Genomic DNA, 14010 nt, shown 5'->3' on the forward strand with positions numbered 1-14010 from the left:
ATAAATGAATAAGGGGGAATGTTTATGAATGCGAAAAAAACCAAAAGTCGCTTCGAAATTACATTGACATTCGTCACATGGTTCGCTATTTTTCTGTTGTGGTTTTTGGTTACAAACCTACGTGAGGTATCATCTTTGATTCTTCCGTCTCCACAGGAAGTATGGAAAACGTTCATCGCCATTGTCCAAAACGGGTACAACAACATCAGCTTGTGGCAACACTTGAGCGACAGTTTTGTGCGTTTATTTTGGGCTGTGATTGCAGCCTTTGTGACCGCAGTTCCGCTCGGGTTATTGAGCGGCTATTTTGGGAAATTTCGGGCCATCATCGATTCGATTGTGCAGTTCTATCGGCCGATCCCGCCATTAGCCTACTATGCGTTGTTGATTTTATGGATGGGCATCGATGATGCCTCAAAAGTCACGTTGCTTTATCTGGCTGCGTTTGCTCCAATCTACATTGCCTGCGTTGCGGCAGTGAACAGCGTGAATCAGGACTATATTCTGAGCTCCCGTTCTTTGGGTGCGAGCCAAAAGGATGTCTTTCTCAAAATCGTCCTTCCGGCTTGTATGCCGGATATTTTCACGGGATTGCGCACAGCGATGGGGTTTGCCTACACCACTTTGGTGGCTGCCGAAATGACTGCGGCGACTTCCGGAATCGGCTGGATGGTTATCGATGCCTCCCGGTATCTGAAATCAGATGTGATGTTCGTCGGCATCATCATAATGGGCATCACGGGCATTCTGATGGACAGCGGGTTACTCTATTTGGAAAATAAATTTATATTCTGGAAAGGGAAGGATTAATATGAAAAGAAGAAAACTGTTTGGATGGATGCTGACTTTTTTGGCATCCAGTACATTAGCGGCCTGTGGAGGATCCGGGGATACAACATCAGACCTTCCGGAAGAAATCAATATCGGTTATTTGCGTGTGCCGAACGATGAAAAAATCGCCAAGACAGAAGCCTTGTTCGATGAATATTTTGCGGATAAAGGCATCGAAACGAACTTCCTGGTTTTCGATTCAGGTGTGGAAGCGAACCAAGCGTTTGCATCAGGGAGCATCGATTTTGCATCGATGGGTAACACTAACGGCATCATCGCCTTATCAAGAGGGTTGGATGTAGAGCTGATTTGGTTGCATGAAATTCTGGGTGAAATCGAAGCTTTGGCCGTGCGTAAAGACAGCGGAATCGAAAAAGTCGAAGATTTGGCTGGAAAGAGCATTGCAACAACGTTTGCCTCCACTTCGCACTACAGTTTGCTGCAGGTTCTTAACGAGGCCGGTATCGCCGACCAAGTTCAACTGTTGGATATGCAGACTGTTGACATCGTTGCTGCATGGGAACGAGGGGACATCGATGCCGCCTATACGTGGCAGCCTTCTTTAGGTAGTCTGCTGGAAAACGGTGACATGTTGGTTTCCTCTGAACAGGTTGCATCGATGGGCCACCAGACGGCGAACGTGCTGCTGGCAAGAAAAGGATTCACGGAACAGTATCCTGAGCTCACGGCGGATTTCATTGCGGCGCTTATCGCAGGAGGCAATCTTTACCGGGAAAATCCGGAACAGGCAGCCGCAATTGTTGCGGCACCGCTTGGAATAACGGTGGAAAATGCGTTGGGCCAGATGCAGGGATCGATTTGGCTGACGCCGGAAGAAGAAATTTCTGAGGCGTATATGGGTACCAGCGAATCAGCCGGCGCTTTCTCGAAAGTCATGAAAGAAACGGCCGATTTCTTGCTGGAACAGGGCTCGATCACAGAATCACCCTCGCAAGAGGAATTTGATGCTTTCATCAATCCAAAGTACATCGAAATGTACTTGGAAAGATAAGGATGTTTTGATATGAATACACAATCACCGTTAATCGAACTCCGCAATGTCAGTATGGATTACGGCAGTGGCAAAGAACAGATGCTGGCTCTTGAAGAGATCAATCTGACGATTGCTCCCCAAGACTTTGTCTGTGTGCTGGGGCCTTCCGGTTGCGGGAAAAGTACGTTGCTGAAAATCATTGCCGGTTATCAACAACCGACAACCGGAGAAGCGATTTTTCAAGGCGAACCGATTCAGGGGCCGGACTGGCATCGGGGAGTGGTCTTCCAGTCGCCAACGTTATATCCATGGCTGAATGTAAAAGATAATGTCGGTTTTGGTCCGAGCATCAGAGGGTTGGACAAAAAGGAAGTTGATCGGATCAGCGATCATTTCCTTGAACAAATCGGGATGCTGAAGGATAAAGACAAAGCCGTTTTTGAACTTTCCGGCGGCATGCGCCAACGTGTGGCGTTGGCACGTGTTCTTGCCAATCGGCCGGAAATGATTCTGATGGATGAGCCGTTAGGGGCATTGGATGCATTGACGCGCCTGAATATGCAGACATTGATCCGTGATTTATGGCAAGAAAATAAAAATACGGTTCTTATGATCACGCATGATGTCGATGAAGCAATGTCGCTGGGCAACCGTCTCATCGTGATGTCGAAGCAACCAGGGAAAATCATTAAGACTTATGACTTGGATTACACGTATCAGGCGTTGAAAACAAATAATCACCGGGTCAACATAGATAGTACTTATCTGGAGATCAAGAACGAAATCCTCGACCTGATCAACACGGACTTGAACAGCCCTGCTTCTATCGAGATAAGCAAAAAATAAGAAACAAAGACAGTCCTCGGGTAATCCGGGTCCCATTTCAAGAATAATCAAAAAAGAGGAAAATCAGCTGAAAACCGCGAAAACGGTATTCTCAGCTGATTTTTCTTTTGCGGACCCTCAAAATCGGGAAGAGTTCGTCACTAGGGATGTTGGCGACAATATGCTAAAATAACAGTAAATAGAGAATTCAAAATATGCAGAAAGAGATGATGTATATGGAAGAATTTAAGACGGAAAGAGCGTCCAGGCTCACGCTGGAACTTGTAAAAGAACTCTGGTCAAAAACCTACAATACCGATGGAAAACCTGATTGGTCACACATCTTACCTTACTATGACGATACTATTTACTTTAAAGATACAATACAGGAAATCAGAGGTATTGCGGCATTCAAGGAAATGACGGATAGACTGACAGAACGCTCAAAAGATTTGAATATGAAATTGGTTAAAGTTGTGCAACAGGGGAATGATATATTCATCGAATGGGAGATGACAATCAGCTATAAGAAGTATCCCAGCTCCAACTTATACGGTTTTTCAAGATTAACCCTAAATGAGCAGGGCAAAATTATTGAGCAACGAGATTATTATGATCTGTGGGGAGATATATTTGATAACATCCCGTCATTCGGTAAAAGATACAGAAAATTCATGAAGAAAAAATTTGGGTGACAACATGAAAAATAATGGGATAAAATTCGGGAAATATTTTAAAGAATATCGTTTGTCGAATGTGATGGCCATGATAAAAAACAACTCCAAAAGTCCATTGATTTGTGCGGATGATTGCAAGGGCAAGCTGGTTGTCATAACTGGGGCTACTTCCGGAATCGGCTATGCCGCTGCCAGAAAGTTCGCCTCAAAAGGTGCCGATTTGATTTGCATCAACAGAAACAAAGAGCGATCAGAAGCTTTGAAACATGAAATTGAGAGCGTGTACAAAGTGAAGTGTGATTATATTTTGGCTGATTTCAGCAGCATGGATGATACACATCAAGCTGCCCATCGTTTGCTGGAAATTGAGAAACCGATTGATATCATTATCCATAATGCCGGCATCTATCTTACAAAACGACAAATCACTTCAACTGGAATCGAAAAAGTCTTTATGGTGAACTACCTTTCGTCTTTCATCATGAACGACATCTTAAAAGAGAAACTGAAATCCCAGGGGAAATGCCGCATCATATTGGTAAACTCAGAAGGGCACCGCTTTGCAGCTTGGGGGATGCGTTTTGACGATCTGGATTGGTCAAAAAGGCGTTATTCCGGTTTGAAAAGCTACGGTACGGCCAAACTCGCCGAACTCTTAGCGATGCTGAAATTTGACGAGTATTTCCGAGGATCGGGTGTAACCATCAATGCGATGCATCCTGGAGCTCTAAAAACAGCCACAGGACAAGATAATGGTCCATTATACAAGTGGTTCAAGAAGAATGTATTGGACAAAACGTTAAACCCTGTTTCGGTGGCAGCAGAAGCGATATATTATTTAGGGGTTTCTGAAGATCTGGAGACATGCAGTGGTGAATTTTTCAATCTGACAACGCTTGAAGAGCCTGCTCCACCAGCGCTGGATGTTGAAAATGCAAGCGTTCTGTGGGAAATAAGTTTGAAAATGGGGAATTTGAATGAATAATGCGGATCAAAAAAGATATGATGCCATAATTGTAGGTGGAGGACTTGCCGGGCTTACGTCTGCGGTGTTTCTTTCTCAAGCAGGCAAGAAAATTTTGCTTATCGAAAAAAATGCCGAATTTGGTGGATTGGTAAACTCATTTGAAAGGGATGGTTTTGTTTTTGATGCTGGAGCCAGAGCCATTTTAGGAGTCGTTTTGGCGATGCTGAAAGACTTGAATCTTGATATTGAGGTTGTCCCAAGCAAGGTTTCCCTGGGCGTTGATGATAAAATCATCGGCATTGAAGGCCACAATTCTGTTAGCGAATACAGAGATTTGTTGGTGAGTCTCTATCCCGATAGCGTAGAGGATATCGATGCATTCATAGAAGTTATGGTTAAAATAATGAAACTGATCGATATCATCTATGGCATTGATAATCCATTATTTAAAGATATCAAGCGAGATAAGGCGTACGTAATGAAAGAACTTTTGCCATGGCTGCCGAAGTTTATCTTTGCGATGAGCAGGATTGAAAGGCTTTCCAAACCTAGTGATGAATATCTTAAACAAATTATTCAAGATCCGTCACTTATCGATATCATTTCACAACATTTTTTTAAAGGCACACCAACATTTTTTGCATTGAGTTATTTCACATTGTACAGCAGCTATGTGTATCCAAAAGGGGGTACAGGCAAGCTTGCCGAAGCAATAGTGGAAAAAATACAAGCGTTCAAAGGTGACATACGCCCCAATACGGTTGTAAAGAAAATCTATGCCGACCAACAGGTTATTGTCGATGAGAACAACAACGAATACTATTATGAAGACCTTGTTTGGGCTGCAGACCTAAAAAATTTTTACACTATCACTGATTTGGGTAACCTGGCCCCAAAAATAAGGGGAAAGTTTGAAACAACAAAGGAGCGGATCGCTAAAGGCAGGCCTAGCGAATCTGTCTTCTCGCTCTATTTGGAAGTTGATTTGCCGGTGTCATATTTTAAAAAGTCTTTCAATGGGCATCTGTTTTACACACCATCCAGAAAAGGTTTGGGCAACATCAACAAGAGTGAGCTCAAGGGAATGCTGGGAAAATGGGGAGAGACGGATAAAGAAGAAGTTCTTTCCTGGCTGGATCGTTTTCTGAAATACAACACTTATGAAATAGCAATCCCGGCTATGAGAGATTCTGACTTGGCCCCGGAAGGTAAAACGGGTTTAATAATCAGCCTGCTTATGGAGGCGGAATTGTTTTATAAAGTTGAAGAATCTGGCTGGTATGAGGAGTTCAAAAGGGAAATTGAAAATAAAATAATCAGTGTGCTTTCTGAAAGTTTATGCCCTGAGTTAAAAGATAAAGTGGAGAAGCAATTTTCCTTTACACCTTTAAGTGTTGAAAAACGAGTCGGGAGTACTGGTGGGGCAATCGTGGGATGGTCTTTTGAAGCCCCGATTCCGGTTGTTTATAAAATGCAGCAAGTGAACAAATCAGTACTTACGCCTATTCCTAATATTTATCAAGTAGGCCAGTGGGCATACAATCCAGCTGGAACACCCACATGCATCATTACAGGTAAATTAGCCGCTGACAGGATAATTAAAAAACACAAGTAAGCGTCAAATGATTCAACAGTTCTAAATCTCCTATTTTCGACCTCCAAAATTATTTTCGGAAAAACATTTGACTTAATGTTCAGGTGAAGTCGTAGAATCAATTTAAGCTCATTGCTTAGAGATTGAACGAACATAACCATGAATAATTTGGAGGAAATGATATGACAGAGAATACTTACAGAACTTTCACACTCAGCGACAAGGTAACGGTTAAGCAGGTCACTTTCAAAAACCGCTACGGCATAACAGTTGCAGCAGATTTATACTTATCTAAGGACATCGACAAAACCCAAAAATATCCGGCTCTTATCGTCGGCACCCCATACGGCGGCGTCAAGGAGCAAGGCGCAGGGATTTATGCGCAGAATATGGCGGAACGCGGATTTGTTGCGATTGCGTTCGATGAATCATATAACGGTGAAAGCAGCGGCGCGCCAAGACACGTATCATCTCCGGACATCTTTGCCGAAGACTTCAGTGCAGCTGTGGATTACATTGGCACGCGTCCATTTGTGGACAGGGACAAAGTCGGTGTGATCGGCATCTGCGGCAGCGGCGCAGGTCGATACGCGGATCAAAGCAGTTGCGACAGTAAGCATGTACGATATGAGCCGGGTGATGCGCTACGGTTGGGCAGACAGCATGACGGATGAGCAACGCACACAGCTTTTTGACCAACTAGGTGAACAACGTTGGAAAGATTTCCAGGGCGATGAACCGGAATTGACGCCTACTTTCCCAAGCGAGCCTGTGGATTCTATCCCTGAAGGAATGGATCCAATCAGCAGTGAATTCTTCGGCTATTATGCGATGAAACGCGGATTCCACCCGAACTCGATCGGCGCGTTCACGAAGACGAGCGCCATGGCTTTCATGAACTTCCCGTTGATGAACTACATCCAGACGATTTCTCCTAGACCGATCCTGTTTATCATTGGTGAGCATGCGCATTCGAGATATTTCAGCGAGGATGCTTACAACATGGCGGCCGAACCGAAAGAACTGTTTGAAATTGCCGGTGCTGGCCACGTGGATCTGTACGACAGAACGGATCTGATTCCGTTCGATAAACTGGAGTCGTTCTTCACGGAAAATTTGTAAAAAGATGCGGTTCAGATGAAAAATCCTAAACAAGTTGAGTTTATTTTTTTATTCGTATTTTGTGCGGTTTTGCTGGTTGGCTGCACCAATAGTCCGCCGTCGAATGAGGCTTCATTCCCGTCCTCTTCAGAGAGAACAGATGCTTCCTCGTCAGAACAGGGAGACGCCGGACTTGTTGCAGAAACAGACCAAATGCTCACCGAATCCAGTCCACAAGAAAGGGATGACGCCATGCCAATGATGACGATTCAAGTCGGAAACACCCGTTATGCTGTATCGCTGAATGACAATGCGACAACGCAGGCATTGACCCAAAAGTTGCCGATGACTTTAAAAATGGATGAACTGAATGGGAATGAAAAATTTCATTATCTTTCGGAGACTTTGCCAACGGACTCCCAACGAGTCGGCAGAATCAAATCCGGGGATGTGATGCTATACGGTTCCGACTGTCTGGTGATTTTCTACAAAGATTTTTCGACCTCCTACAGCTATACGCCAATCGGGAGGATTGAAGATCCAACTGGACTTGCCCAAGCGCTGGGACGAGGGAGTGTCGAGGTCACATTCAGCAACCGATAACAGAATCAAGCGAGAGATGGGTTTTGAACCATTTCTCGCTTTTTACTTTGTTGAGCTGGAATTCCACCAACTGTTCATTACCTATCATTCCGATGTCGGAATGATATTGCTTTTCAACACTAGGAAGCATAAAATGGAATTGAGGTGAGCGAATATGGCATACATCAGCACAAAAGAAGCTAGCAACAATTGGGACATAAGCGAACGCAGGATTCGGGGGCTTTGCCAAGAAGGCCGGATTGAAGGGGCAGTCAAAATCGGTCGAAACTGGGCAATTCCTGTTGATGCGCACAAACCTGTGGATGCAAGGCAAAGTGAACAAAAAAAGTATCTCGGCTTGGGATACGATTTCAGTCAAATCGATACGGCGATGGATACCATCAATAGACACAGACCGTTTTCAAAGGGATTGGCGGATTCCCTCCATGAAAAACTGATCGTTGAGTGGACGTACAATAGCAATGCGATTGAAGGGAACACACTGACCATGTCAGAAACGAAAATCGTTCTCGAAGGGATAACGATAGGCGGAAAAAGCCTGGTCGAACATCTGGAAATCATCAATCACCGCGACGCCATTCTTTTCATCGAACAACTTGTTTCTGAAAAAGAACCGCTCTCCGAATGGAACATCAAGAACATCCATGCACTGGTTCTAAAGCAAATTGATAATCAAAATGCGGGGAAATATCGGAGCGAGAATGTGGTAATCAGTGGTGCAAAGCATATTCCGCCGAAACATTACCAAATAAGCGAATATATGCAAAAATTGATTGCGGAATATCAGAACGAATGGCTTGGGTATCACCCCGTTGTGCGGGCGACTTTACTGCATGGCGAATTCGTGAAAATCCACCCGTTTATTGACGGAAACGGCAGGACATCACGGTTGTTGTTGAACTTTGAACTTATGAAATCCGGCTATCCACCAATCATCATCAAAAATGAAAACCGTGCTGACTATTATGGGGTGCTTGATCACGCCCACACGACCATGGATTACGGACCTTTCATAAAATTGGTAGCGGAACTCGTGATTGAGTCGGAAAAATTGTGGTTAATGGTTATGGAATGACATAGCAGTTTTGTTCGAAAGGAAGGGAAGAAAATGCCTGACAAATTAACAAATCTGGGATTCACGGACAGGTTCGCGCAGGAGGCGACTCTTTATCCGGACCTGCATCCGGCCAGAGTCATCTCGCAGTATAAGGAATTGTACCGGGTTGCGACCGTTGAATCGGAAATGCTGGCCGAAATATCCGGGAAAATGCGCCATGCTGCAGTCGATATGTCGGACTATCCGGCAGTCGGCGACTTTGTGATGATCGACCGGAACGAGGGAAGCCAGGACCACGCCATCATCCACCAGACAATGAAAAGGAAACGCGTCTTTATCCGGAAGGCAGCCGGAAAAGCGCATGACGTCCAGGTTGTTGCCGCGAACATCGACATTGTCTTCATTTGCATGTCGCTCAACAATGACTTCAATCTGCGGAGGCTGGAACGCTACTTGGCAATCGCGTGGGACAGCGGGGCAACGCCAGTGATTGTGCTGACGAAAGCGGATTTGTGCTCGGATATTCCGGAAAAGTTACGTGAAATCGAGACGATCGCTTTCGGAGTCGATGTGCTGGTCACGTCGAGCCTGAGCGAGGACGGATATACGGCCGTCCTGAAATACATCACACTGGGCCAGACCGTTGTTTTCATCGGCTCATCCGGTGTGGGAAAGTCAACCTTAATCAACAGGATCCTTGGGGAAGAACTGATTGAAACGCGGGAAATCAGAAGAGATGACAAAGGCCGGCACGCAACCACAAATCGGGAGCTGTTCCTCATTCCGACGGGCGGCTGCATCATCGATACGCCGGGCATGCGCGAACTCGGTTTGGAGAGCGCCAACCTGGCGAGGACGTTTGTCGATATCGATGAATTGGCGGCACAATGCAAATTCAAAGATTGCAAGCATGAAAATGAACCAGGCTGCATGGTCAGGAAGGCGATAGCGGAAGGCATACTGACCGAAGAACGGCTGCAGAGCTACCTGAAGCTCAAGAAGGAAGCCAAGTATGAGGGTATGAATTCCAAACAGATCGAAAAAGAGAAAATCAGCACCATGTTTTCCGACTTTGGCGGCATCAAGAACGCTAAGAGGTACATCAAATCAAAAGATAAGGGCAAATAACAATTTGGAGGAATCAAAATGAAATTAGGAATCATCATCGAAACAAAGGAATTCGAAAAATCCTGGAACGCAATGAGGTTCGCCGTGACCGCGAAGAAGACCGGCCATGAGGTGAAAGTGTTCCTGATGGGCGAAGCCGTCGAAATCGAAAATATGACCCACGAAAAATACGATGTGGCCGCACAAGTACAAGCTTTTGACGAACTAGGCGGCGAAATATTGGCTTGCGGAACTTGTCTTAAGTCACGCAACATGGAAGGTTCGGAGGTTTGCCCAATCAGCACCATGATTGATTGCGTCCAGATGGTCGAGTGGGCGGACAAGGTTGTAACTTTCTGAAAAATGAGTAGAATCCAAGTGCTTCTGCATATTTTGTACCTCTAAATGTGCAGAAGCATAATCTTTTTGGCAGAAAGAGGAGGGAGATACTATGAATATCAGCAACTTCCAAAAATACATCAAAGATACCATCTTGGGTAGAGGCTATGATTACTATGTGGGCGGCCAAGTGGATGAGGAGTATGTCCGCAAAGGCGATACCTACATTTTTCGGGTGGAAGGAAGAGAAGCGTACGAAGTTTCAGTGGAGCTTGATGACTCAGGAGAGATCACCCATGCCGAATGCGATTGTCCTTATGACCTTGGTCCCATCTGCAAACACAAAGCAGCGGTGTTTTTTCAGCTCGCGGAAATCATCAACAACGGGGACGTCAAATGGGATGCCAAGCAATCTCCGACTGAGCTGCCGGGAATCAAAGAGGTTCTGAATAAACTTCCTAAAGAGGAACTGATCAGGATCATAATGGAAATCGTCCCTAAAAATAAAACCTTGGAAGAAAGCCTGATCCTAAGATACTCTGATGGGAACAACGAGCAAGAGCTTAAACAAGTTACCAAGCTTATCCGGCGTATCGTGAATAAGTATGCCGGCAGAGGCGGATTTATAGCCTACGGAGAAATCAGCGATTATGTGGATGAGATGGTTGGTATCCTAGAAAAAGCTAGAAACACAGTGGACAGCTTATTGGCATTGGAAATCATTATCCTGGTCCTGCATGAAGCAATGGAAGCTTTCCAATACGTTGATGATTCCAATGGTGAAATCAGTGGTTTGGTTTCGGACTGTATTGAGGTGATGGAAGATCTTGTCCTCGGAGAAAAGTTTTCCGACAGCTCCTTAAAGAAAAAGTTGTTCGACAGGCTGTTGAAAGACAGCGATGATAATGCTTATGAAGGTTGGGAAGAATTCACAATCGATATTCTCCGGTTGTGTGCGGAAGTCGCGGATACAGAAGCGTTGCGAGTCCTGCTTCGAACCAGAATAATGGCATATCTCAACAACACTGACGCAGATGACTTTCACACTTATTACAGTGAGTCCTTGCTGCATATCCTGCATAGACTGATTGTCGTCTATGGAACAGATGCTGAAGCACTGCAATTCGAGGAGGAGAACAGCGCACACGCATCCTTCCGGGAACTGCTGATCGAGAGAGCCAAAAAGGAAAACAACTTCGAAAAAGTCATAGTATTGGCATTGGATGGGGAAAAACAAGACGATCAACATGCGGGCAGAATGCTCAAGTGGAAAGAAATTCGCTACGATGCCTACAAAAAATTATCCTTAAAAGCTGAACAGGCGCGGTTAGCCAAGGAACTGCTTTTTGATGGCCATTTTGAATATTATCAGGAACTCAAGGATCTGAACACTGGGGACGAAACAAAATTCTATAATGAGTTGAAGGCAAAATTGAAAAAAGATTCGCGCTGGCAAGCCAAGAACATGTATGTAAATCTCATTGAACATGAAAATGATACGGATGAAGTCATGATGTACGTCAGGGAGAACCCTCTTTACATTGTGAGGTACGCAGATTTTTTGAAAGACAAATATGCGAATGAAGTGGTGGCACTTTATAATAATCATATAAAATCTGCTGCCCATTCATCCTCAAAAAGGAGTGCTTATCAAGATGTCTGTAGCCTCATCAGGCGATACAAAAACATCGCCGGCAAAGACATTGCCGCAGAATTGGTGAACGAACTGCTTATCCTTTACAAGAAAAAGCGGGCATTTGTGGATGAACTGAGCAAGCTGAATTTCTGAATGTCCCTGAGTCCTGTTCCATACTTACCTTTTTGTGCGTAATTTACAACCTCAAAATTCGTGCTAGACTGATGATAAGAACAGCACAAATCATTCATGTAAAGGGGAAAAAAATATGAATACAGCCATGAAAGCAGAAAATTTTATCGAAGTTGGGTCCTTTGTTGAAAACGTTAGCGTTGAAGGCGTTGAAGTGCTTAGGGTCATAAAAGATCCGAAAATCAAAGCTTTTGATGAGCCGACATATGCAAGAGTAATCGGCACCACCTTCAAAAACGGCACGATCGAAGTGAAGGTTTTGAGCCGTCTTTTGCCGGACGCGCCTGAATTCGCCAGAGGCTTCCTCGGCATTGCATTCCGCATCGATGAAAATAATGAGCGTTTTGAATCGCTGTATATTCGCCCAACGAACGGCAGGAATGAAAATCAATTGAGAAGGAACCGCTCCACACAATATTTTTCTTACCCTGACTACAAATTCGACCGATTCAGAGCCGAAAGCCCAGGGGAATACGAATCATACGCCGACATGGATCTGGACGAATGGATCGATTTGAAAGTCAAAGTGGACGGCGAACATGCTGAACTTTACGTGAACAATTCAAAATATCCCGTATTGGTGGTTAATGACCTGAAACACGGTCCAGATGCGGAAGGTGCCATTGCGCTTTGGGTCGAAGAAGGAACGGAAGGGTTTTTCAAGGACTTGAAGATCTATTGATCACTTTCCGTTGCGGTCGTGTCCCTTCATCATCATCGGCATCATCACGAACATCATGATGGGGCAGATGAACAGCGCGATACTCAGCAGAATTCCCTGATAGCCGACCAACGGCAAGCCGAACAGCAGCAAGAGCGGCAGTCCACAACACAAGGCCAAGTGGAGAAAGTGGTTTTTGTGGCTGTGCTTCGATGCTCTGGCGTCGTTGTGGTCATGGGTTTTCGGCGGATCGACGGATTCTGATGGGAGGTTCTTTTCTTCTGGGTCATTATTTTTGCAGCAATTCATAGAGTCAGCTCCTTGTTAACTTTAATTAATATAGTTATACATCTTCAATGTGTGGATGATATGTAGATAGTGATTTTCTCAATGTTAATAAATGCACAGATTTTGAGAAGGAGGACTTCCTATGTTGGGCGCAATCATCGGGGACATCGTCGGCTCCCGTTTCGAGTGGAATAATCACAAGGACAAGCATTTTGAACTGTTCACGGACGACTGCCGGATGACGGACGACAGCATCATGACGATTGCGGTCGCCAAGGCACTGATGGAAACGGAGAAGGCACTGGAATCTGTGGCTAAGGGGCAGGAACGGAACAACGAATATTATGTCTTGCTGGAGAAAATGAGCATCCAATATATGCAAGCGTTCGGCCTCCGCTACCCAGATTGCGGCTTCAGCCGGGCGTTCTTCCAGTGGATCAGCAGCGAGGATCCTCAGCCATACAACAGCTTCGGCAACGGTGCGGCCATGCGGATCAGCCCAGTTGCGTATGTCGGTAGAACCCAAAAGGAGATACAGTGCCTATCCGAAACCGTCACTGGTGTGTCGCACAACCATGAAGAAGGCCTGAAGGGTGCGGAAGCTACGGCTACAGCCATCTACATGGCGCGTTCAGGTTCCTCCAAAGACGAAATTAGAAAAAGGGTTGGGGAAAACTACTATCGTCTGGACTTCACACTGGATGGAATCAGGGACTCCTACCGCTTCACCACGGATTGCCAAGCGACGGTCCCTCAAGCAATCATTGCCTTTCTGGAATCCACTTCGTTCGAGGATGCCATCCGCAACGCGATATCGCTTGGCGGGGACAGCGATACTTTGGCCGCCATTGCTGGTGCACTCGCGGAAGCTTTTTATGGCATTCCGGAACAAATCAAAGAACGTGCATTGAGCTATTTTGATGCGGAACTGCTTTCTGTATATGAGGATTGGGTTCGGTTCATAAAAGACATAAATCAGTAACCAAAAGGAAAGCCTATGGATCAATAGTTGATCTCCAGGCTTTCCTTTTGCGTCCACCTAATTCGATATTTTGATTAACTATTTTTTCACAAAGTTTACAGAAAACATAAATACTGTTAACAAGAAAACGACATTCGAGGAGTACACTAAAATAGA

The 14010-nt window shown here is 45.1% G+C and carries 16 protein-coding genes; 15 read left to right on the forward strand and 1 reads right to left on the reverse strand.

Annotated elements, in window-relative coordinates; all coding sequences use genetic code 11:
• The first annotated feature begins 24 nt into the window (after positions 1-24).
• The 14 genes from PH235_RS07020 to PH235_RS07080 all read left to right on the forward strand — a co-directional run bounded on the left by PH235_RS07020 (position 25) and on the right by PH235_RS07080 (position 12605).
• Positions 25-810, forward strand: a complete 786-nt coding sequence (locus PH235_RS07020) for an ABC transporter permease (protein WP_272161648.1) — start codon at positions 25-27, stop codon at positions 808-810.
• Position 811: 1 nt separating this feature from the next.
• Positions 812-1843 (forward strand): taurine ABC transporter substrate-binding protein, encoded by a 1032-nt coding sequence (locus PH235_RS07025; protein WP_272161649.1) that lies wholly within the window; start codon positions 812-814, stop codon positions 1841-1843.
• A 12-nt stretch (positions 1844-1855) separates the two neighbouring features.
• On the forward strand, positions 1856-2671 hold the full coding sequence (locus PH235_RS07030) for an ABC transporter ATP-binding protein (protein WP_272161650.1): 816 nt from the start codon (positions 1856-1858) through the stop codon (positions 2669-2671).
• Positions 2672-2886: 215 nt separating this feature from the next.
• On the forward strand, positions 2887-3345 hold the full coding sequence (locus PH235_RS07035) for a nuclear transport factor 2 family protein (protein ID WP_272161651.1): 459 nt from the start codon (positions 2887-2889) through the stop codon (positions 3343-3345).
• Positions 3346-3349: 4 nt separating this feature from the next.
• The gene (locus PH235_RS07040) at positions 3350-4312 is read left to right on the forward strand and encodes an SDR family NAD(P)-dependent oxidoreductase (protein ID WP_272161652.1); all 963 of its coding nucleotides are present in this window, start codon (positions 3350-3352) and stop codon (positions 4310-4312) included.
• Positions 4305-5909, forward strand: coding sequence for a phytoene desaturase family protein (locus tag PH235_RS07045; protein ID WP_272161653.1), 1605 nt, complete (start codon positions 4305-4307; stop codon positions 5907-5909). Before PH235_RS07040 ends, PH235_RS07045 begins: the two co-directional genes overlap by 8 nt.
• Before the next feature lie 161 nt (positions 5910-6070).
• Positions 6071-6562, forward strand: a complete 492-nt coding sequence (locus tag PH235_RS14545; protein WP_334223633.1) for an alpha/beta hydrolase — start codon at positions 6071-6073, stop codon at positions 6560-6562.
• The gene (locus PH235_RS14550; protein WP_334223634.1) at positions 6507-7010 is read left to right on the forward strand and encodes an alpha/beta hydrolase; all 504 of its coding nucleotides are present in this window, start codon (positions 6507-6509) and stop codon (positions 7008-7010) included. The genes PH235_RS14545 and PH235_RS14550 overlap by 56 nt, the downstream gene beginning before the upstream one ends.
• Positions 7011-7025: 15 nt before the next feature.
• Positions 7026-7592 carry a cyclophilin-like fold protein gene (locus PH235_RS07055; RefSeq protein WP_272161654.1) on the forward strand — a complete coding sequence of 189 codons (567 nt, stop codon included), beginning with the start codon at positions 7026-7028 and terminating at the stop codon, positions 7590-7592.
• 154 nt (positions 7593-7746) lie between these two features.
• A complete protein-coding gene (locus PH235_RS07060) occupies positions 7747-8667 on the forward strand; it encodes a Fic family protein (protein WP_272161655.1) in 921 nt (306 codons plus the stop codon).
• A gap of 33 nt (positions 8668-8700) precedes the next feature.
• Positions 8701-9777 carry a ribosome small subunit-dependent GTPase A gene (rsgA, locus tag PH235_RS07065; RefSeq protein ID WP_272161656.1) on the forward strand — a complete coding sequence of 359 codons (1077 nt, stop codon included), beginning with the start codon at positions 8701-8703 and terminating at the stop codon, positions 9775-9777.
• 18 nt (positions 9778-9795) lie between these two features.
• Positions 9796-10116 carry a DsrE/DsrF/TusD sulfur relay family protein gene (locus PH235_RS07070; protein ID WP_272161657.1) on the forward strand — a complete coding sequence of 107 codons (321 nt, stop codon included), beginning with the start codon at positions 9796-9798 and terminating at the stop codon, positions 10114-10116.
• A gap of 91 nt (positions 10117-10207) precedes the next feature.
• Positions 10208-11884: an SWIM zinc finger family protein gene (locus PH235_RS07075; RefSeq protein WP_272161658.1), complete on the forward strand. Its 1677-nt coding sequence runs from the start codon at positions 10208-10210 to the stop codon at positions 11882-11884.
• 115 nt (positions 11885-11999) lie between these two features.
• The gene (locus PH235_RS07080; RefSeq protein ID WP_272161659.1) at positions 12000-12605 is read left to right on the forward strand and encodes a hypothetical protein; all 606 of its coding nucleotides are present in this window, start codon (positions 12000-12002) and stop codon (positions 12603-12605) included.
• On the opposite strand, the gene PH235_RS07085 is transcribed toward PH235_RS07080, so the two are convergent.
• The gene (locus tag PH235_RS07085; RefSeq protein WP_272161660.1) at positions 12606-12893 is read right to left on the reverse strand and encodes a hypothetical protein; all 288 of its coding nucleotides are present in this window, start codon (positions 12891-12893) and stop codon (positions 12606-12608) included. It abuts the gene before it with no gap.
• A gap of 121 nt (positions 12894-13014) precedes the next feature.
• Between PH235_RS07085 and PH235_RS07090 the strand changes: the two genes are divergently transcribed.
• Positions 13015-13854, forward strand: a complete 840-nt coding sequence (locus PH235_RS07090) for an ADP-ribosylglycohydrolase family protein (protein WP_272161661.1) — start codon at positions 13015-13017, stop codon at positions 13852-13854.
• Positions 13855-14010 lie beyond the last annotated feature (156 nt).

The organism is Trichococcus sp. K1Tr (assembly GCF_028309625.1).
In the GTDB taxonomy this organism is placed as follows: domain Bacteria; phylum Bacillota; class Bacilli; order Lactobacillales; family Aerococcaceae; genus Trichococcus.